The 19,772-nt window shown below is 57.2% G+C and carries 18 protein-coding genes and 3 tRNA genes; 10 read left to right on the forward strand and 11 right to left on the reverse strand.

The window, feature by feature from the left end:
* Positions 1–127: 127 nt before the first annotated feature.
* Both adh and H2Z84_RS04040 read left to right on the forward strand, forming a co-directional pair.
* The gene (gene adh / locus H2Z84_RS04035; protein WP_181834839.1) at positions 128–1,648 is read left to right on the forward strand and encodes an aldehyde dehydrogenase; all 1,521 of its coding nucleotides are present in this window, start codon (positions 128–130) and stop codon (positions 1,646–1,648) included.
* A gap of 182 nt (positions 1,649–1,830) precedes the next feature.
* Positions 1,831–2,208: a DUF779 domain-containing protein gene (locus H2Z84_RS04040; RefSeq protein ID WP_181834840.1), complete on the forward strand. Its 378-nt coding sequence runs from the start codon at positions 1,831–1,833 to the stop codon at positions 2,206–2,208.
* 158 nt (positions 2,209–2,366) lie between these two features.
* Here H2Z84_RS04040 and H2Z84_RS04045 read toward each other — a convergent pair whose 3' ends face one another.
* Entirely contained in the window at positions 2,367–2,594 is a 228-nt protein-coding gene (locus H2Z84_RS04045; RefSeq protein ID WP_181834841.1) for a hypothetical protein, read from the reverse strand.
* Between the two features lie 117 nt (positions 2,595–2,711).
* Here H2Z84_RS04045 and H2Z84_RS04050 point away from each other — a divergent pair, with 117 nt between their 5' ends.
* The 3 genes from H2Z84_RS04050 (at position 2,712) to H2Z84_RS04060 (ending at position 5,744) form a co-directional block, all read left to right on the forward strand.
* The gene (locus H2Z84_RS04050; RefSeq protein WP_181834842.1) at positions 2,712–3,104 is read left to right on the forward strand and encodes a DUF1289 domain-containing protein; all 393 of its coding nucleotides are present in this window, start codon (positions 2,712–2,714) and stop codon (positions 3,102–3,104) included.
* Between the two features lie 21 nt (positions 3,105–3,125).
* Complete coding sequence (locus H2Z84_RS04055) at positions 3,126–3,737, forward strand: methyltransferase domain-containing protein (protein WP_181834843.1); 612 nt, start codon at positions 3,126–3,128, stop codon at positions 3,735–3,737.
* 174 nt (positions 3,738–3,911) lie between these two features.
* Entirely contained in the window at positions 3,912–5,744 is a 1,833-nt protein-coding gene (locus tag H2Z84_RS04060) for a methyl-accepting chemotaxis protein (protein WP_181834844.1), read from the forward strand.
* Between the two features lie 46 nt (positions 5,745–5,790).
* Here the strand turns inward: H2Z84_RS04060 and mscL are convergent, their stop codons facing one another.
* The 4 genes from mscL to H2Z84_RS04080 all read right to left on the reverse strand — a co-directional run bounded on the left by mscL (position 5,791) and on the right by H2Z84_RS04080 (position 6,708).
* Positions 5,791–6,252, reverse strand: a complete 462-nt coding sequence (mscL, locus tag H2Z84_RS04065; protein WP_124643795.1) for a large conductance mechanosensitive channel protein MscL — start codon at positions 6,250–6,252, stop codon at positions 5,791–5,793.
* A 170-nt stretch (positions 6,253–6,422) separates the two neighbouring features.
* Positions 6,423–6,498 (reverse strand) — tRNA-Asn (locus H2Z84_RS04070).
* A 25-nt stretch (positions 6,499–6,523) separates the two neighbouring features.
* Positions 6,524–6,599, reverse strand: a tRNA-Asn gene (locus H2Z84_RS04075).
* Between the two features lie 33 nt (positions 6,600–6,632).
* A tRNA-Asn gene (locus H2Z84_RS04080) sits at positions 6,633–6,708 on the reverse strand.
* A gap of 230 nt (positions 6,709–6,938) precedes the next feature.
* Here H2Z84_RS04080 and ygfZ point away from each other — a divergent pair.
* The 3 genes from ygfZ (at position 6,939) to H2Z84_RS04095 (ending at position 10,281) form a co-directional block, all read left to right on the forward strand.
* On the forward strand, positions 6,939–7,967 hold the full coding sequence (gene ygfZ, locus H2Z84_RS04085; RefSeq protein ID WP_181834845.1) for a CAF17-like 4Fe-4S cluster assembly/insertion protein YgfZ: 1,029 nt from the start codon (positions 6,939–6,941) through the stop codon (positions 7,965–7,967).
* Positions 7,968–8,074: 107 nt separating this feature from the next.
* Complete coding sequence (locus tag H2Z84_RS04090) at positions 8,075–8,383, forward strand: H-NS histone family protein (RefSeq protein WP_181834846.1); 309 nt, start codon at positions 8,075–8,077, stop codon at positions 8,381–8,383.
* 173 nt (positions 8,384–8,556) lie between these two features.
* Positions 8,557–10,281 (forward strand): cyclic-di-GMP receptor FimW-related protein, encoded by a 1,725-nt coding sequence (locus H2Z84_RS04095; protein ID WP_181834847.1) that lies wholly within the window; start codon positions 8,557–8,559, stop codon positions 10,279–10,281.
* Between the two features lie 74 nt (positions 10,282–10,355).
* Here H2Z84_RS04095 and H2Z84_RS04100 read toward each other — a convergent pair whose 3' ends face one another.
* Entirely contained in the window at positions 10,356–11,483 is a 1,128-nt protein-coding gene (locus tag H2Z84_RS04100) for a M14 family metallopeptidase (protein ID WP_181834848.1), read from the reverse strand.
* A gap of 125 nt (positions 11,484–11,608) precedes the next feature.
* A complete protein-coding gene (locus H2Z84_RS04105; RefSeq protein ID WP_103525256.1) occupies positions 11,609–12,154 on the reverse strand; it encodes a phasin family protein in 546 nt (181 codons plus the stop codon).
* Positions 12,155–12,363: 209 nt separating this feature from the next.
* Between H2Z84_RS04105 and phaR the strand changes: the two genes are divergently transcribed.
* Positions 12,364–12,930 carry a polyhydroxyalkanoate synthesis repressor PhaR gene (gene phaR / locus H2Z84_RS04110; RefSeq protein ID WP_059286019.1) on the forward strand — a complete coding sequence of 189 codons (567 nt, stop codon included), beginning with the start codon at positions 12,364–12,366 and terminating at the stop codon, positions 12,928–12,930.
* A 221-nt stretch (positions 12,931–13,151) separates the two neighbouring features.
* Here the strand turns inward: phaR and H2Z84_RS04115 are convergent, their stop codons facing one another.
* From H2Z84_RS04115 to H2Z84_RS04130, 4 genes are all read right to left on the reverse strand, one after another.
* Positions 13,152–14,447 carry an MFS transporter gene (locus H2Z84_RS04115; RefSeq protein WP_181834849.1) on the reverse strand — a complete coding sequence of 432 codons (1,296 nt, stop codon included), beginning with the start codon at positions 14,445–14,447 and terminating at the stop codon, positions 13,152–13,154.
* Between the two features lie 55 nt (positions 14,448–14,502).
* Positions 14,503–15,636: a tricarballylate utilization 4Fe-4S protein TcuB gene (tcuB, locus tag H2Z84_RS04120; RefSeq protein WP_181834850.1), complete on the reverse strand. Its 1,134-nt coding sequence runs from the start codon at positions 15,634–15,636 to the stop codon at positions 14,503–14,505.
* Between the two features lies 1 nt (position 15,637).
* On the reverse strand, positions 15,638–17,038 hold the full coding sequence (tcuA, locus tag H2Z84_RS04125; RefSeq protein ID WP_181834851.1) for an FAD-dependent tricarballylate dehydrogenase TcuA: 1,401 nt from the start codon (positions 17,036–17,038) through the stop codon (positions 15,638–15,640).
* 79 nt (positions 17,039–17,117) lie between these two features.
* Entirely contained in the window at positions 17,118–18,044 is a 927-nt protein-coding gene (locus H2Z84_RS04130; protein WP_181834852.1) for a LysR family transcriptional regulator, read from the reverse strand.
* A 346-nt stretch (positions 18,045–18,390) separates the two neighbouring features.
* Between H2Z84_RS04130 and rimO the strand changes: the two genes are divergently transcribed.
* A complete protein-coding gene (rimO, locus tag H2Z84_RS04135) occupies positions 18,391–19,713 on the forward strand; it encodes a 30S ribosomal protein S12 methylthiotransferase RimO (protein ID WP_181834853.1) in 1,323 nt (440 codons plus the stop codon).
* Positions 19,714–19,772 lie beyond the last annotated feature (59 nt).

Below are 19,772 nucleotides of genomic sequence, written 5' to 3' on the forward strand. Positions count from 1 at the left end.
ACTGCAGTGATGCCGGACGGTTCTAAGACCAAAGTCGAATAGAGGGGGGCGAGGTAATTTCGCACAATGACCTGGCAGCCGGTTGTCACAGCCGGCGCTCCGATTCTAATAGCCAGGAGGCAACGTCATGTATCAGCAAGCGCTCGCAGCACTCAGCAAGAAAGTCCCGCTGAAATCCCGTTACGACAACTTCATTGGTGGCCGCTGGGTGGCACCGGTACAAGGGCAGTATTTCACCAATATCAGCCCGATTGATGGCAAGCCGCTATGTGACATTGCCCGCTCCACGGCTGCCGATATCGAACTGGCTCTGGATGCCGCGCATGCTGCCGCCGATCGCTGGGGCCGTATCGCACCGGCAGTGCGCGCCAATGTACTGCTGAAGGTTGCCGACCGCATGGAAGAGTACCTGCCCTTCCTGGCGCTGGTGGAAACACTGGACAACGGCAAGCCTATCCGCGAAACCAATGCTGCCGACCTGCCACTGGCGGTGGATCACTTCCGCTACTTTGCCGCTTGTCTGCGTGCCCAGGAAGGCTCGCTGTCCGAGCTGGACGAAGACACCGTGGCTTATCACTACCACGAGCCGCTGGGCGTGGTGGGCCAGATCATTCCCTGGAATTTCCCGCTGCTGATGGCCGCCTGGAAGCTGGCCCCGGCGCTGGCCGCCGGCAACTGCGTGGTGCTCAAGCCGGCCGAGCAAACCCCGATGGCCATTCTGGTGCTGATGGAAGTCATTGCCGACCTATTGCCCGATGGTGTGCTCAATGTGGTGAACGGCTTTGGTGTGGAAGCCGGCAAGCCGCTGGCCACCAACCCGCGCATTGCCAAGGTGGCCTTCACTGGAGAAACCGGCACCGGCCGCCTGATCATGCAATATGCTGCCGAAAACATCATTCCGGTGACACTGGAGCTGGGCGGCAAGTCGCCCAATATCTTCTTTGAAGATGTAATGCGCGAAGATGACGACTACTTCGACAAGGCACTGGAAGGCTTCGCCATGTTTGCCCTGAACCAAGGCGAAGTATGTACCTGCCCGTCGCGAGTGCTGGTGCAGGAGTCGATCTACGATGCCTTCATGGAGCGCGCAGTCGCCCGTGTCAAAGCCATCAAGCAGGGCAATCCGCTGGACATGGCCACCATGATCGGCGCCCAGGCCTCGCGTGAGCAGCTGGACAAGATCCTGTCTTACATCGACATCGGTCGTGCCGAAGGTGCGCAGGTATTGACTGGCGGCGGCCAGGCCCAATTGGGTGGCCAACTGGCAGAGGGCTTCTATGTGCAGCCCACCATCCTGGCCGGCCATAACAAGATGCGCGTGTTCCAGGAGGAAATCTTTGGCCCGGTTGTTGCCGTGACTTCCTTCAAGGATAAGGAAGAAGCACTGCACATTGCCAATGACAGCGCCTTTGGCCTGGGAGCAGGCGTGTGGACCCGCGATGGTAATACTGCCTACCGTATGGGCCGCGAAATCAAGGCTGGCCGGGTGTGGACCAACTGCTACCACCTGTATCCGGCGCATGCTGCCTTTGGTGGCTACAAGAAGTCCGGTATTGGTCGCGAAACCCACAAAATGATGCTCGATCACTACCAGCAAACCAAGAATCTGCTGGTGAGTTACAGCCCGAAGGCGCTGGGCTTCTTCTAAGCAGTCTTTGCCTGCCGCTGGCCGCTGGTGTGGCAAGGTGCGCATCAGCGGCTTGCCGGCAGCCTTTCTTTTCACGGTCATCGCCGCTAGGCGGGTGGCCGCTTGCAAGCAGCGGTCCTCCTCGGGGGTGGCGCGAGCCGCTCTCGCTTTGGCGCCGCCGGTTTCTCGCAAAAAGGGGTGACATGATTTCCCGCGTCAACATGACAGAGCGTGCTGCGGAACTATTGTCGGTGTTGTGCCAGCGCCATGGTGCCTTGCTGTTTCACCAGTCCGGCGGATGCTGTGACGGCAGTGCACCACTGTGTTTTACCCAGCAGGAATTCCGTGTTGGCGATCATGACATCCTGTTGGGAGAAATCGGCGGCTGCCCTTTTTACATCAGTGAATTTCTGTATGGCTATTGGCAGAACTGTGTACTGACCATAGATGCCCTGCCGGGGCGTGGCGGCGGCTTTTCGCTGGAGTCGGCGGAAGGGATGCGCTTTGTCACGCTGTCCCGCTTGCTGAGCGAGGAGGAATTGGCTGTCGCGAGTTCGCAAGAAAGCAGGTCGCCGCCATGACTGGCGGTTACAATACGGTCATCGTTGCGATGACCGGGTATGCCTGTACCGGCCACTTGGCCATTAACTGAAAAACCCCGCTCGTCGGGGTTTTTCATTTGTATCACGCTGTTGGTGCCGTGCAGCGGTGAGCTGCGGATGTCGGTAATAAAGCTTGTTCAGGAGGCATCCAGATAGTCGTAACCGGCCCAGTCAAGGGCATAGCCATTTAGCTGACGCAGATTGATGGGCTTGAGCAGACCATGCTGCTGCATATGGCGCAGATGTTCATGAATGGTCAGGTCACTGAATTCATCACCGGTTTCGCGGCGGATAGCTGCGATGAGCTGGCGCTCGTCCAGATATTGCACCTGCTTCAGGCGCAAAATGCGTAGTATTCGAAACACCAATAATTCGTTGCGTGGCATTTGTGTCTATATTGTTGCAGCGATTTTTCATTTATCTGACATTTATATTGGGAAAGTCAAGAAATATGACAGAAGTGTTTCAGCCAGGAGTGGCGCATGGCGCTTGAGCGTCCAGACTCCCCCTGTATCGCCCGTTGCACCACCGCCGTGGGTGACAATGTCTGCCGGGGCTGTGGCCGCAGCTTTGCCGAGATTTCCAACTGGTGCTTCATGGATGAGAACGCACGTGAGCAGGTCTGGCTGCAGTTGCCGCAACGCCAACCGTTGCTGGATATCGCGGAAGGGCTGGGCGTGCTACTCGATCTGCAGCAACTGGATGGTGAAGAGTGGGGGGTGCTGCCGCTAGCCGGGCGGCCCTTGTTCATTCGCATGCAGTCTGCTGGTGTGCAACTGCGCTTACCAGATGGCCGGGCCTTGCCACTGGATGTACAGCAAGGCCTAGATGGCATCACGGCGCAATTGCGTCAGTATGCAGCGCTAGTCAATTAGTAGTTAATGGAGAGCTGAAATATGGCGCAGGACAGTTCCTTGCCGGATTTCTGGGATGTGCGCTACCAGCAGGGTGTCACACCATGGGAGGGGGCGCAGCCGGATGCGCATATGCAGCGCTTCATCACCAGCCTGCCGTCGGGCTGCAGGGTGTTGCTGCCAGGCTGCGGCTCGGCGGCGGATGTGCGCTGGCTGTTGCAGGCCGGCATGCAGGTGGATGCCATCGATTTTAGCCATGAGGCCATTCGGCGGGCGGCTACCACGCTGCAAGACAGCCCGGCGCGCCTGTGGCAGGCCGACTTTTTTGCCCTTGATGCCACGCAAACATACGACCTGATATTCGAACGGGCCTTCTTGTGCGCCTTGCCGCCACGGCGCTGGACAGACTATACCCAGAAGATGATGCAATTGATTCCTAGTGGCGCTTATCTGGCCGGGGTGTTTTTTCTGGCAGACAAAGCCAAGGGGCCTCCCTTTGGTACGAGCCGCGATGCACTGCAGCAACTGTTTGCTGAGGGCTTCGTACTGAAAGACTGCCAGCCGGTTGGCGCGCCCTTGCCGGTGTTTGCCGGTCAGGAGTTCTGGATGGTGTGGCAGCGCAAGGCTGCAGCAGGCGGCGTGCTGGCAGAATAATCTTTCATATCTTGTAGTTACAGTTTGTGCTCGCTGTGAACTACCTGCGAATGGTTCTTGATAACCGTCATTTTTATTGCAATTGGGATTGGTTATTTCACAGATTTAAGGTAAAAATGTAGCGCCCGCTTTAAACATATAACAAGCAATATCAGCAGGTCGTAAGGAGAGAGCATGGATTGGTTCTGGCGCGTATATACCCTGGTCGAAAAAACCTTCTTCAATACACTGACCAGGAAATTGTGCAGTTTCTTTTGTTTGAGCCTGTTCCAGTTGATCATGCTGGCTTATTCCTACCTGGTGTTGACCGATATTCGTGGCCAACTGAATAACCCGGCGGTTCCCGGCACGGTTTCCGCGCACATCCTATCCAGTATCGACAGTGCCATTTTCTGGGGTGGCTGCTTGTGGCTGCTGGGTTTGGCTTTCACCTGCTTTATGGTCTGGTATCTGCGCTATCTCATCGTGCGCCCGCTAAAAATGATTATCGGCATTTTTAATGAGATTGGTGCTGGCGAGGGTGATCTATCGCGTGATATTCCAGCCATCACTTATGACGAAATTCGCGATGTCTCGGTTTCCTATAACCGCTTCCAGCTGAAAATGCGTGAAATCATCAGCAATGTGCGGCTGATGACCGTGCGTATTGCCATGGACTCGGCCCGTACCCGCAAGAATGTGAGTGAATCCTTGGGTAGTGCCGTGCGACAGGATGAATTTGCCACTCGCGTACGTGATGCCAGCGATCAGACCACCACGGGTATCAATCAGGTAACCGGCCAGACGCAAAGCATTTCCGTGTCCACGCTTTCTAATCTGGATGTCGCCCGCGAATCATATGATGAGCTGAAAACGGTTGCCGACCGCATATACGACATCAGCCAGAAAGTGAGCCACTTCAACGAAACGGTGGAAGACCTGAGTCAGCGTTCGGCCAGCATCAAGACTATTGTCGATCTGATCAAGGATATTTCCGATCAGACCAATCTGCTGGCGCTAAATGCGGCGATCGAGGCGGCCCGTGCGGGCGAAAGCGGTCGCGGTTTTGCAGTTGTGGCTGATGAAGTGCGCAAGCTGGCGGAAAAGGTGAAAAAGGCCACCGACGAAATCTCCAGCAATATCGATGGCATGCTGGGACTGGTGTCGGACACCCAGGTGGAAACCAATGAAATCACGGCCGGCACCCATCAGGCCCGCGAAGTCGTATCGCGTGCCTCGCAACACTTTGGTCGCATGATGGGTGATTTTGAATCCACCGCCAGCAGCCTGACGCAAATCGCCGGCACCATGGAAGATTTTGCTGAAACCAATCGGCAGGTAAACCGGCATGTGTCGGAAATTCATGACTTGGGGCAGCAGGTAACTGAACGCCTCAATCACACCGAACAGGTGGCCGATGAATTATCCGGTGTGGCCGAGCAGGTTCAGGAAATGGTATCGCGCTTCGTGATTGGTGAGGGCGAATTTGACCGCATGATCGGCTTGGTACGTGGCATGCGCGACCAGTTGCAGGGAGTGTTGCAGCAACAGCAAAAGTCCGGCATCAATGTATTCGATCAGCGTTATCAACTGATCCCCGGCAGCCAGCCAAGCAAATACCATACGGCCTATGACGAGAAGCTGGCCGGCTTGGTGCAAGTACATTACGACGGTCTGGTGCGTGATGTGGTGGGCGGGCGATTCTGCTTGCTGGTAGACAGTAATGGTTATGCGCCTACCCATAACAGCTGGTATAGCCAGCCACTGACGGGCGACGAGCAAAAAGATTTGGTGAATAGTCGCGACAAGCGTATTTTTGCCGATCCTGCAGGCCTCAAGTCGGCCCGCAATACCGAACCCTTCCTGCTGCATACCTATATGCGTGATACCGGAGAAATCCTGTCCGAGCTGACGCTGCCGGTGTTTCTGGATGGCCGACACTGGGGGGCGTTACGCCTGGGCTTTGATCCTGGAAGTCTGCTGGAGGCGGCAGGCCTGGATAATAAAGGCCGCGGCGGAAGAAAATAAAAAAGAGGCCAGATGGCCTCTTTTTTATTGGGATGTGTTTGAAACGTTAATCCAGTTGCGATGTGCAGCAAGGGCAGCGGCTGGCTTTCTCCGGTACGCTGGACAGGCAGTAACGGCATTCCTTGGTGGCTGCCGCAGGGGCTGCTTCAACCGGCGTCTCGCGCTTCAGCTTGTTGATGGCTTTCACCAGCATGAAGATGGCGAAGGCAACAATGGTGAAGCTCACCAGCGAATTGATAAACAGGCCGATATTCATCGTCACGGCACCCGCCTGCTTGGCGGCTGCCACCGAAGCGTAAGGCCCAGCCTGTTTGGCGCCTTCCTTCAGTACGAAGAACAGGTTGGCAAAATCGACGTTGCCGATCAGTAGACCGATGGGGGGCATGATGACATCGTCGACCAGTGATTTGACGATGGAACCGAACGCACCGCCAATGACCACACCGACGGCCAGATCGATGACATTGCCTTTAACAGCAAATTCCTTGAATTCCTTCAGAATGGACATGGCTGATCCTATGGTTATTGTTTAATACAGAGTTAATTGACGCTTATTTTAACACGAATAAACCGCTGCGATAGCCAGACAATTCTTTGCGTGAAGCAGAGCTTTTGTCAAAAGGGAAAGGTGGGAATGAATCAAATGCAAAAAGCCCGCTATCAAAGCGGGCTTTTATCTGGCTCCCCGAGCAGGGCTCGAACCTGCGACCTGCGGATTAACAGTCCGTCGCTCTACCAACTGAGCTATCAGGGAATAAACTGGCTTGGCATTGTGGGGGTGGCTCCCCGAGCAGGGCTCGAACCTGCGACCTGCGGATTAACAGTCCGTCGCTCTACCAACTGAGCTATCAGGGAATAACCGGCAATGCACAACAAATTGTAGGGTCTTGGCTCCCCGAGCAGGGCTCGAACCTGCGACCTGCGGATTAACAGTCCGTCGCTCTACCAACTGAGCTATCAGGGAACATCCAAGAGAGTGCGAACTATACCGATGGTAATCAGGCCTGTCAACGCTTTGCCCATGGAAAATGGCAGCTTTTTAAACACCTGAAGACGGTGTGTTGACTAAGTACATGAGCCGAAAAGAATATCACTGCAGCATGCAGGCCAGGTGCGTAGTGGTGCTGGCAGGAAGGAGCTGAAAAAAGTAAAATTCTTGACTAATTTAGTGTGCTTAATCACAGGTATCGCAACATGAAGCAGCCGTGGCAGTCGTGGGTAGACAAAAATCAGGGACAGATCGATCCGCAAGGGCGGCTGTCATTTTCCGATTTTCTGGCACAAGTCACTGCCGTGCGTAGCGGCAACGCGCTTGCGCTGCTGGATAACCTGGGAATCATCCGGGTAGCAGGCGACGATGCGCAAACCTTTTTGCAGGGGCAGTTTTCCGCCGATATCCGGGAGGTTTCTGCGGGACGTGCGCAATTCAGTACCTACTCCACCGCCAAGGGCCGCATGCTGGCCAGCTTTCTTATCTGGCAGTGTGAAGATAGCTATTATCTGTTGCTGTCGGCAGATATTGCCGCTGCAATTGCCAAGCGCCTGACCATGTTTGTCATGCGTTCCAAAGTGAAAGTAACCTTGCTGGATACACCAGAGGTGCAAGTGGCTGGTTTGCGCGGTGCAGCACTTCAGCAAAAACTGGAAACGCATTTTGCGACAGAGCAAGCGCTACCACTTGCGGTCATTCAGCATGGGGGGGATGTCGCGATTGCCTTGCCGGAGGGGGGGTATATTGTGTATCCGGCGGTTGATTCGCCATTGCCCGCATTGCTGCAGGAGGTGGATGCAGTCGCCGTATCTGCCGCCGCCTGGGCTATTCGTGATATCGATGCCGGGATTGCCTGGATAACGCAGGCCACCCAGGAGCAGTTTGTGCCGCAAATGGCAAATATGGAAATAATCGGTGCCGTCAGCTTTAAAAAGGGCTGTTATCCTGGCCAGGAAATTGTGGCGCGTACCCAGTACCTAGGGAAGCTGAAACGACGCTTATTCAAGGTGCGTCTGGCCCAATTTGCCGTGGTAGGCCACAAGTTATTCAGTCCGGAACTCCCTGACCAGTCTATTGGTATGGTGGCAGCAATTTGTCAGGTGGGAGGCTGCGAGTATGAGGCTTTGGTCGTGGTACAGGCGGCATGCTGGGATAAGGGTATTTATCTGGAAACCGAATATATCAATGCGCTGGAGCCGCTGGCTTTGCCATATCTTACTCAGGATGAGTAAACTATTGCTTTGTTTACCGAAATTTAACCTCATTGCCTTGACGAATTGATAGGCTTTTGGCTAAATTGAATCAGTGGTTCTCCAACTGAATAATCAAGGGCGGCAAAATGGATATTAGCAATCTCAGCTTTACTGAACTGGTAGCATTGAAAAGCGACGTTGAAAACGAAATCAAGCGTCGCGAATCCGAAGAAAAATCCAAGGCTAAAAAGCAGATCATCGAACTGGCAAAGGCTTATGGTCTGAGCGTGGAAGAGGTTCTGGGCAAGGTGGGTGCTGTTGTGCGCAAGCCGGTTGAAGCCAAGTATCGTCATCCGGAAAGTGCAGAACTGACCTGGACTGGTCGTGGTCGCAAGCCGGTTTGGGTTCAGGAACTGCTAGCCGCTGGCAAAACGCTTGAAGATCTTGCTATCTGATGTGACACTGTCTTCCCAGTGCCTGACAAAAAGCGCCTGCACGGGCGCTTTTTGTTTTGTAGCGTAAGTTCTTCTTGCTGATTTGCCGGCTTGTATAAATACTGATATGGCCGACTAGTGCAAGCTCCGGGTTCGCCCTGATCCCGTCACGATGACAGACTGAAAGTTACGCCATGTTGGACTTTTTCTCCCGAGGCTCAAAGAACAAGTCAGACCCTTTGGCCAATGCTGCGGCAGCCAAAACCTACGCCAATACTCTGAAACAAGAGTATGGCGCGGCTGCGCACGAGAGAATTACCGAGATGCTGGCCGAGGTAAATCTGCTATCTCCCCATGTGACGGCAGATTTGCTGGATGCAGTGTTGACGCTTAATCTGGAAATCCAGCCACTGCATGAAAACCTGTGTACGCAATATTTCATGAATGCCCGTATGCCCAAGGTACTGGAAGGGCAGTTGCGCTCGCAGATACTGGCGTATGGAAAGCAGTTTCTCGAGTTTTATCAGCGTGCCTTGTCTATTGATACCGACATGCAGCAAGAAGAGCGGGTGCGTGCCATGCTGCCATTGGTATTGGTGCGCATGATGCATTTTTTTGGCGAGTTTGCCCGCTGGCAATATCTGCGGCACTTCAGCCCAGATGATGTTTTCTGGTTGAATGTAAACCAGCTTTATCGTTTGGCAGAGCAGCGGCGTATTGACTCCACTCCAGTCTTTTTATTCGGGGAAGACAGTCCGGGTACGACGGTGCAGGATCAATATCTCATCATGCTGATGTTGTCATTGTTAAGTAGTGGCAATCTCAGCCTGAGGCAATTCAATTTTTCTTATCAGCTGCTGTGCGTCGTTTCCAACCGCATGTCCCTACATCCAGAATATAGTGACGATGCCAGCTTTGCCGTGACTCTGGCGGAAGCCAAGCCTGCTGCGCGTGCGAATCCTGGCTTTGTCAGTGAGTCTGCCCGGTTCTGGAGTACAGCCAATATGGTGGAAATCATCCATAGCTGGGCCACGGTGATGGAGGGGGGGCGCGTGCCACCAGAGCTCAAGCCATGGATCGAGCCAGGTATTGATGCTGGTTTGCTGCACATGCTGTGTCGTGAATGGTCTGCCAAGCAGATGCGTTTCGAGCGCGCTGAGCGCGTTGCCGTGACAAACCGCAATCTGGAAGTGGCACATCGCCTGTCAACCCTGCACCGACTGATTCGCCTGCCGGACGAGGCCAGCCAGACACAGGCACGGCATGCGGATACAGACAGCTTTGATGACGCTGCCAATATCCGTATCTATGGTTTTGTGACTAGCCGCAAGCGCGACCGCAGTACTCTGGCGCTGGCTCCGCTTGCCATGTCGGGCGATACCGCGTCAGCCTCGCCGTCTTTGCGTGAAGAGTTCCTGCGCTGGTCGGTCGAGAATGTCAGCCAGAGCGGGCTTGGGGTGACGCTGGACTCTCTGGGTAATGAATGGGTCACGCTGGGTAGTCTGGTGGGCTATCGTGATGTCGATAGCGCCAGCTGGAGCCTGGGCTTGGTGCGGCGGGTCAAGCGGGCTAATCAGCGGGAGCGCATCTACCTGGGAGTGGAAACCCTGTGCACCCGCCCGGTCGCGGCCTCCATCCGTCCCACCGACAGTAAGCTGATCGACCCCACCTTGCCACCAGACATGGTGTGGCTGGCTGGGCATATCGCCTTGTTTGTACCGTTTGACCGTGGCGGGCGGCGTATTAATGCGCTGATCATGCCAATCTCGGTGTATACCCTAGGCCGGCAGTACTATATGACGGCACGCGGCAAGCATTTTCAGATAGCTTTGGGTAAAGTTCTGGAAAAGGGAAGTGACTGGTGTCTGGCGGAAATAGAGCTGGTGAAGGCGCTGGACAAGTTGCCGCTGGCCATGTGAGCAGAGTGAGCAGATGCTGCGGGAAATGAAAAAGCCGGAATCGCGATTCCGGCTTTTTGTTTGCTGCGAGGAGATCAGCGCAGTTCGTTGATCACCGCGTAGATTGGTGTCAGGGCCGCTTCGCCCATGCGCAGGCTGCGCTGGCCATTCCAGCCATAGTCGTCGTCGGGCAGGTTGGCATTGTCCTTGAATGGCATTTCCAGAGTAAAGGCCAGGCACTTGAAGTTTTCACCAACCCAGTTGGTGGCCAGGCTCAGATTGGCCGAGCCCGGGGCATCCTTGTCATAGCCGAATTCATCCTGGAAGTCCGGATTGGCCACCATCAGGTAGTGTTTGAACTTGTCTTCCAGCTGGCGGATGCGTTCGTCGTAGGACGGAACACCTTCTGTTCCCGCTACAAAGACATAGGGCAGCTTTTCGTCGCCGTGGATGTCGAGGAACAGGTCAACACCAGTCTCCAGCATCTTATTACGTACGACCAGTACTTCCGGACTGGTTTCTTGCGACGGTGACAGCCATTCGCGATTGAGATTGGCACCGGCGGCATTGGTGCGCAGATTACCCAGGATGGAGCCATCCGGGTTCATGTTTGGCACCACGTAGAAGGTGGCTTTATCCAGCAGGGCGCGCGAAGTGGCGTCCAGCGGATCGAGCAGACGGTTCAGGAAACCTTCGACAAACCACTCGGCCATGGTTTCGCCGGGGTGTTGGCGGGCGGTGACCCAGATTTTCAGATCAGACTCGACTTCATGACCAATGGTCAGCAAATTGATGTCGCGGCCCTGTACGGTAAAGCCCAGATCATGAATCTGGCACAGGCCCGATCCTTGCGCCTGCCCCAGCAGATTCAGGTGCTGCTCATGGGAGTAGGGCTCGAAGTAGGCGTAATACACGCTATTGGCCAGTGGCACGTGTTCAACCGTCATGGTCTGGCCATCAAAATGAGCCGGCACACGGAACCAGTTGATACGGTCGTAGGATGCCATCAGCTCGTAATCAGTCCATCCTTCCGGATAGGCGCATTCGCCAGCATTGAGAAAGTGCAGCGTACATGCCTGATAGGCGGCACCTTGCAGCCGGAAATAAAACCATTGAGCAAAGTCCGAGGCATTGTCATGTGGAATCCGCAGCTGGATGTCGTCGAAACTTTCCATGGAAACGATTTCGATGCTGCCTGCGTCAAAGTTGCTGCTGATTTTCATGCGTTGAACCTGTGGTCTTTGCTGGAACTCTAAAGGAATAATTGTAAACCTGCGCCGGCCTGCTTGCATCATGCAAAGCAAAAAACCCCGCCAAAGCGGGGTTTTTCAGTCAGCGTGGCCGTGAATCAGGCGCGCTTGGTGGCAGTCTTTACTGCATCGGCAGTGGCGCTGCTGGCAGCCTTGATGCTGCTGTCAGTGAATTCTGCAACTTGCTGGGCAGCTTTGCTGAAGCTGTTTACGGCAGCAGCGGCGGCAGCCAGCGAGGTCTTGACGGCGTTCAGTGCATTGTCGGAACCTGCCGGGGCGTTCTTGGCAGCACCTTCCAGTGCGGTGATCAGGTTCTTGTTGAAGCTGCCAAGGTTTTCTTCAGCCAGCTTGGACAGTTCGCTTTGTGCTGCGGATACGATTTCGTATACGTTGCGGGAGTTGGCAACGGCCTTGTCCACGGATTGGCTGGCCAGTTGGTTGAATTGGTTCAGGGCTTCCTGAGCATCACCGGCGCCGGCCAGAGCCTTGGCAACCTTGACGTTTTCTTCCAGGGTTTGCTTGGAAGCTTCCAGGTTCAGCTTGACCAGGCGCTCGGCGCTGTCCAGGGAGATCTGGGCTACGCGCAGGGCGGCTTCAAAGCCGGACAGGGAGATTTTGCTGAGTTGATCGTTAGTATTGAACATGTTTTTAACCCTCATCATTGGATTTCGTAGAAAAGACCGACAAGCTCTGTGTTGACTGAGATTTTTTTTCTTGTTTTATATTGCACTGCACAATAAGTGCGAAATGTAGCACGCACGGTGCGAGTGGCATAGAAGTTTTGCTCTAGCTTGTTGTATTTATGATAAATTGCGGGTGCACAACACCAACGACAATAATCCGGGAGTGTTACATGAGTGTTGAAAAAAGGGTCATCAAGAAGTACCCGAACCGCCGCCTGTATGACACGGCGACAAGTTCCTACATCACATTGGGAGACGTGAAGCAACTGGTGCTCGAAAACGTGGATATCCAGGTTGTCGATGCCAAATCACAGGATGACATCACGCGCAGCGTGCTGTTGCAGATCATCCTGGAGGAGGAAAATGGCGGAATGCCGATGTTCAGTTATGAAGTGCTGACACAGTTCATCCGCTTTTATGGTCAGGCGATGCAGGGCATGATGGGACCTTTCCTGGAAAAGAACCTGCAGCTGTTTGGCCAGATGCAGCAGAAACTGCAGGAACAAACCCGCGCCATGTACGGCGACAAGGCAGTGTTCAACACGACCATGTGGGGCGAATTCATGAAGTTGCAGGGTCCGGCGATCCAGAATGTCATGTCCAGCTATATGGAACAGAGTACTGGCATGTTCCTGGAAATGCAGAATCGCATGCAGGAACAAACCAAGCAGTTATTCAGTGGCTTCACTTTCCCGGGCTATGTGCCGCCCGGCAAGGATGATGCAGGCAAGTCCTGATCCATCACACTGAAAAAAGCCCGTTTCCAGACGGGTTTTTTCTTTTGTAGTTTTTGATTTCCCTCTCTGAGCCAGCCGGCTGCATCCTTGTCCAATCCACTCATGTGCGAAGCGCAGTTGTAGCGATTGCATCTGGCCCTTTCATAAATGGACGGGAGCGGGTCCTGGCAACATCTTCTGGATGTCTGGCCAAGCCCCGCACTTTGACTCCCCCGGCGCTGTCAGCAGTCTGCAGGCTGCTGCTTGCGTGGTGCAAATAATAGCAGCGTGGCCACACAGGCCGAGCCAGCTGCAAACAGCAGCCAATAGGCCGGTGAACTCTTGCTGTGGGTCATTTCCACCAGTGCAGTGGAAACGGCCGGGGTCAGCCCGCCGAAAATGGCGGTGGCCAGACTGAAGGCGAGCGAGAAGCCCACTGTGCGCACATACACCGGCATTACCTCGGTCAGTGCTGCCACCATGGCGCCGTTATACATGCCGAAGAAAAACGAGAACCACAACAGCGCGCTCAGCAGTCTGGCAAAGCTGGGGGCATCCGCCAGCCACACCATTACCGGGTAGGCGGTCAGCAAAGCCAGCAGCGAAATACCCAATAGCAAGGGCTTGCGGCCAATGCGGTCGGACAGCGCCCCGCCGATGGGCAGCCAGCAGAAATTGGACAGGCCCACGCACAGGGTGACGATCAGACTGTCTTGCGCCGTCAGGTGCAGCACACTCTTGCCAAAAGTGGGGGTGTAGACGGTGATGAAGTAAAACAGCGTGGTGGTGAGCGATACCAGAAACATGCCCGCTACGATGGTGCGCCAGTGCAGGCCGATGGTGCCAAAGATTTCACGCAGGCTGGGGCGGTGCTTGCGCGCCAGAAAAGCATCGGTTTCCTGCAAGGAACCGCGCAGCAGGAAGATCAGCGGGATGATCAGGCAGCCGATGAAAAACGGCACGCGCCAGCCCCAGGCGGCAATCTGCGTCGGGCTGAGCCACAGCTGGATGCCATAGCCGATGGCCGCCGCCACCACGATGGCCACCTGCTGGCTGGCAGACTGCCAGCTGGTGTAAAAGCCCTTGTGGCCCGGCGTGGCAATCTCGGACAGGTACACCGACACCCCACCCAGCTCCACCCCGGCGGAAAAGCCTTGCAGCAAGCGCCCCAGCAGCACCAGCAAGGGCGCGGCCAACCCGATCTGGCTGTAGTCTGGCACAAAGGCAATCAGCACCGTGCCACAGGCCATGATGCCCAGCGTGACAATCAGCCCCTGCCGGCGGCCAATCCGGTCCACATAACTACCCAGCACGATGGCACCCAGCGGGCGCATCAGAAAACCGGCACCGAAGACGGCAAAGGTCAGCATCAGCGAGGCGAACTCGCTGCTGGTGGGGAAAAATGCCTTGCCGATATAACTGGCATAAAAACCGAACAGAAAGAAATCGAACTGTTCGAGAAAATTGCCACTGGTCACGCGCAGTACCGCACCCAGTCGGGACTGGGCGGGGTGCTGGCTGGCTAGCGCTTGTTGCATGCGTACTCTCCTTTGTTGCATCTGTTGCGTTGTGTTTATTGCTTTTTTGAATGATTTATTTGCGCTGACGTTTTTCGATCGCCCATTTGAGCAAGGCGGCACTACGGAAGATGCCGTGGGCGAACTTGCCATAGGGCAGGGTGAGGAACAGTGCCATCACCACGCCCAGATGCACGGCCAGCAGGCTGCCCAGCACATGGCTGTGGCGAGCAAACGGCAATAGCAGCCCGCTGGCGCTGGTGAGCAGCAGCAGGGCAATGAAGCCGCGGTCCATCGGACGTTGCTGTACGTCGCCATGCTGCGGGTCGCGCTGCAGGTTCAGCCACAGCAGGCCGGCAGGGCCAATCAGCAGGCCGATACCACCCGCAATGCCCAGCAGCACCGGCAGGCTGTTCAGTGCATACGGGGCTGGCAGACCCAGCAGATAGTGGTAGCCGGTGGCCGTGATGGTGGCGGCAAAGCAGGACAGGAAACCGTAGAAGGTGAAGTGGTGAAAACGCCGCCGCCACAGGGTGGTGGCATCATCGGCGTTATTGCAGCCCTGGCCGTGGCCGCCATCCAGATACTTCAGCGTGGCCACTGCATGTCCGGCATCCAGCACCGCCGGCATATCCGCGGCGACCGGGCTGATGTCACGCCAGAAGCGGCGCACACCCAGGCCCAGCGCCAGCACGGCAAAGCCGAATACCGGGCCGAACAGCCCGGCCAGCAGATGGTGCGGGAAGTAGTCGTAGAAATTGCCGCTGTTCACTGCCGGGGCCAGTGCCTGCAACAGCAGCAGGAAGAGCGCGAGGCCGCCAGCCAGCGCCAGCGCAACGGTCAGCCCGGCGTGGTGATACAGCCGCCCCAGCGCGCCCGGCCAGGCAAAGCGGGTATAGCTGTGCTGGCGCACCTGGGCCATGGCTTTGGGAATGTTGACGGCAAATTCATGCGGCGGAGCGTACTGACAGGCATGCAGACAGGCACCGCAGTTGTGGCAGAGATTGGCCAGGTAATGGATGTCAGCCTGGCCGAATTCCAGCCGCTGGGTCATGGCGGGAAACACCGCGCAAAAGCCCTCGCAATAACGGCAGGCATTGCAGATTTGCAGGTCGCGTGCCACTTCGGCTTCCGCGCTGTTCAGCAGTGAAGCTGGCTGGCCGGCGGCCAGTTGTTGCGCCTCGTCGATCAGGCGGGTGAGTTGTTGCATGTCAGATTCCTTTTGCAGCAGCTGCAGCAGCCTGGGCGGCACGGCTGCCGGCAATACGACCAAAAGCAGTGCCGATGGCCATGCCGATACCGGCGACATAGCCTTTGCCCAGCACATTGCCGGCCATCATTTCACCGGCCACAAACAAGTTGGGGCTGGGCTGGCCGGCAAAGTGCACGGCGGCGTCGGTATTGGTTTTCAGACCCAGATAGGTAAAGGTGATGCCGGGGCGCAGCGCGTAGCCGTAGTAAGGCGGGGTGTTGAGCGGCAAGGCCCAGTGGCTTTTCGGTGGGGTGAGATCTTTGGTGTGGCAGTTGTCCAGCACGGTGTGGTCGAACTGCCCGGCCTGACAGGCCGCGTTGTAGCGCTGGATGGTGTCGACAAAGCGCGCCTCGTCCAGCCCCAGCTGGCGCGCCAGCTCCGGCAGGGTATCGGCCTTGTTGCCGGGAAACACCGGCGGCATGAAGCGGCCGATGGCCTTGGAGTCGATGATGGAATAGCCGATCTGCTGCGGCTGTTGCGCTACCAGCCGCCCCCAGATGGCATAGCGCTTGGGCCAGAAGTCCTCGCCCTCGTCGTAAAAGCGCTCGGCGTTGCGGTTGAGCATGATGCCCAGCGACACACAGTCCACCCGGGTACAGATGCCGCCATCGTACAGCGGCGCGCGGGCGTCAATCGCCACACAGTGCGATTGCGAGGGGTCGCCCACCATATCGGCCCCGGCCTGCTCCATGAACTTGAGCAGCACACCCTGATTGAAACGGGTACCGCGGATCAGAAAGTTATCTGCCGGCCAGTCGCCCTGATCGTTCTGGCCCCAGGCGCTGCGCAGCCATTCACGGTTGGACTCGAAACCGCCAGCCGCCAGCACACAGCTGCGCGCGCTGATGCGTTCGCCGCCTTGCAGGTGGGCGGCAACAAAGCGGCCATCTTGTAATTCCAGTCGCTCAACCGCGCTGTCGTAGCGAATCACCACGCCCAGTTTTTCCGCGCTGCGGTAGTAGGCATTCACCAGCGCCTTGCCGCCGCCCATAAAGAAAGCATTGGTGCGCGCGGTATGCAGCGCGCCGGACAACGAGGGCTGAAAGTGCACGCCGTGACGGCGCATCCAGTCACGGCAAGTGCCGCTGGCGCGAATCACCAGCCGGGCCAGTGCTTCGTCGGTCTGGCCGCCGGTCACACGCAGCAGGTCCTGCCAGTATTCTTCTTCCGGATACGCCTCCACCTGCACGTCTTGCGGAGCGTCGTGCATGCAGCGCAGATTGCGGGTGTGCTGCGAATTGCCGCCGCGCCAGGCGCGCGGGGCGGACTCCAGCAGCAGCACCGAGGCCCCGGCTTCGCGGGCCATCAGTGCGGCGCAGAGTGCGGCGTTGCCGCCGCCGATGATCAGAACATCAAACATGGGTACAGCCTCCCTGAGACAAGCGGAGACTGTAAAAAGCCCTCAGCCCGGCCGCCAGACCGGATCGGGCAACAGGTGTTTAGCGATTGTAAACAGTGGCTCCCGGCCACTGGCCGCTGTGGGCCAGTTCGCTGGCCACCTGTTGCAGCACAACACGGGTGGCCAGCCCGGCCGGGGACAGCTCGTCATCGGACAGGCTCACCAGCAGGTTGGGGCGGCTGACGCTGGCGTCGGTGATGTCGATCAGGCGGAACTCCTTCGGCGGCAGGCGGGCAATGGCGGCACCGGGCTGGATGGTGGCACCGTAGCCGGCACGCACCGCATCCATCAGCAGCGGCAGGCCGTCGATTTCCGCGCTGATGTTCAGCGCGTGTGCGCCCTGGTGGCTGGCATTGTTGAGCAAGGCGCGCAAACCATGCGGGCCACTGGGCATGATCAGCGGAATGTCGCCCAGCTCGGCCAGGCTGATGTGGTCCTGTGTGGGTGCTGCCGGCAGGTCGCGGCGGCAGATCAGGAACAGCCGCTCATCCAGCAGCGGCAACACGCTCCAGCGCCGGGTGCGCTCTTCCTGAAACAACACCGCCAAGTCCAGCTGGCGCGCGCCCAGCATGGTGGCCAGATTGCCGGACAGGTTTTCTACCAGATGCAGGCGGATGTCCGGGTAGCGTGCGCGCATGGCGGCCATGAAGGGCAGGCCCAGCACGCCGGTGGTGCTGGGTGCCATGCCCACGCTGACATGGCCGGACAGCCGCGCCAGCTGGGCGGCGCGCATGGCGTCGTCGGCATGGCGGATGGCCAGCTGCGCCTGCCGCCAGAAGGCCAGCCCGGCATCGGTGGGCAGCACGCCGCTGGAGGTGCGTTGCAATAGCCGGGTGGACAATTCGCCCTCCAGCCGGCTGATCTGCTGGCTTAGCGCCGATGTCCCCACGCCCAGTTCCAGCGCGGCGCGCCCCATGCTGCCCTGCGCCACCACACTGACGAAATAGCGCAATTGTCTCAGTTCCATGCTGCGTCCTCTTGCCGTGCTGACACGGCTATCTGTATCGCGCCAGTTTACTTGATACGGCACGGGCTGCTTGCGGCATCGGCAGATTGCCGGGTTTGATGCTTGAAGCCGCAGCCACAACTGCTGCGCAAGCATGCCACCTGGCCTTGCCGGTTGCTGTTTGTGATCGCCTGGATCGTGGAGACGGGGCAGGGGGCTGGCTTGCAGAATTTGTAGTTAAAAAGCAGTCGGCACAGGCTGCGATGGCAGGCCGCACCCTGTTGCCATTTCCCGCTCAAGCATGCTTGGGTATCAAGTGGCAAATGGCTGTATAATCTGGCGTTTTTCATTTTTGCACTACACCCCCATGTCCAAAGCTCCTCGTATCGGCATGGTTTCGCTTGGCTGCCCCAAGGCTCAGAGCGATTCCGAACAGATTCTCACCCGCCTGCGCGCGGAAGGTTATGAAATTTCCTCCTCCTACGATGGCGCCGACCTGGTGGTGGTGAATACCTGTGGTTTCATCGATTCGGCCGTCACCGAATCGCTGGACGCCATTGGCGAAGCCCTGAGCGAAAACGGCAAGGTGATTGTCACCGGCTGTCTGGGCGCCAAGGATGGCGTGGTGCAGAGCGCACACCCCTCGGTGCTGGCGGTAACCGGCCCGCATGCCACCGACGAGGTGATGACGGCGGTGCACAACTACCTGCCCAAGCCGCACGACCCCTTTGTCGATCTGGTGCCGGATGTCGGCGTGCGCCTCACCCCCAAGCACTACGCTTACCTGAAGATTTCCGAAGGCTGTAATCACCGCTGCACCTTCTGCATCATCCCGTCCATGCGGGGTGATCTGGAAAGCCGCCCGGTACACGATGTACTGCGCGAAGCCGCCAGCCTGGCGCGTGCCGGCGTCAAGGAACTGCTGGTGATTTCGCAGGACACCTCGGCTTATGGCGTGGATGTCAAATACAAGCTGGGCTTCCATGATGGCCGTCCGGTCAAGACCCGCATGACCGAGCTGTGCGAAGAGCTGGGCAAGCACGGCATCTGGGTGCGCCTGCATTATGTCTATCCCTACCCGCACGTGGACGAAGTGATTCCGCTGATGCGTGACGGCAAGATCCTGCCTTACCTGGATATCCCCTTCCAGCATGCCAGCCAGAAAGTGCTGAAGCTGATGAAGCGTCCGGCCAACAGCGACAATGTGCTGGCCCGTATCAAGAAATGGCGTGAGATCTGCCCGCAGTTGGTGATCCGCTCCACCTTCATCGTCGGCTTCCCCGGTGAAACCGAAGAAGACTTCGAAGAACTGCTGCAATTCCTGCGCGAAGCCCAGCTGGACCGCGTCGGCTGTTTCACCTATTCCGCAGTCGAAGGCGCAACTGCCAACGAACTGCCGGATCAGGTGCCGGAAGAGGTCAAAGAGGCGCGCAAGGAGCGCTTCATGGAAGTGCAGGCCGAAATCAGCGCCCGCAAGCTGGAAGCCCGTATTGGCCAGCGCCTGACCGTACTGGTGGACGAAATCGACGACGAAGGCACGGCGATTTGCCGCAGCTATGCCGATGCGCCGGAAATCGACGGCCTGGTGTTTGTCGATGATGCGGTCGGCCTGGAAGCCGGCCAGTTTGTCGAAGTGGATATCGTTGATTGCAGCGAACACGACTTGTGGGGCGAACGCGTGTCTGCCTGATGTGCAGCGCGCTGCTCAGCAAAACGGTCTGCCCTGTGGACAGGCCGTTTTTCATGGTG

This window comes from Aquitalea aquatica (assembly GCF_013911085.1).
GTDB lineage: Bacteria > Pseudomonadota > Gammaproteobacteria > Burkholderiales > Chromobacteriaceae > Aquitalea > Aquitalea aquatica.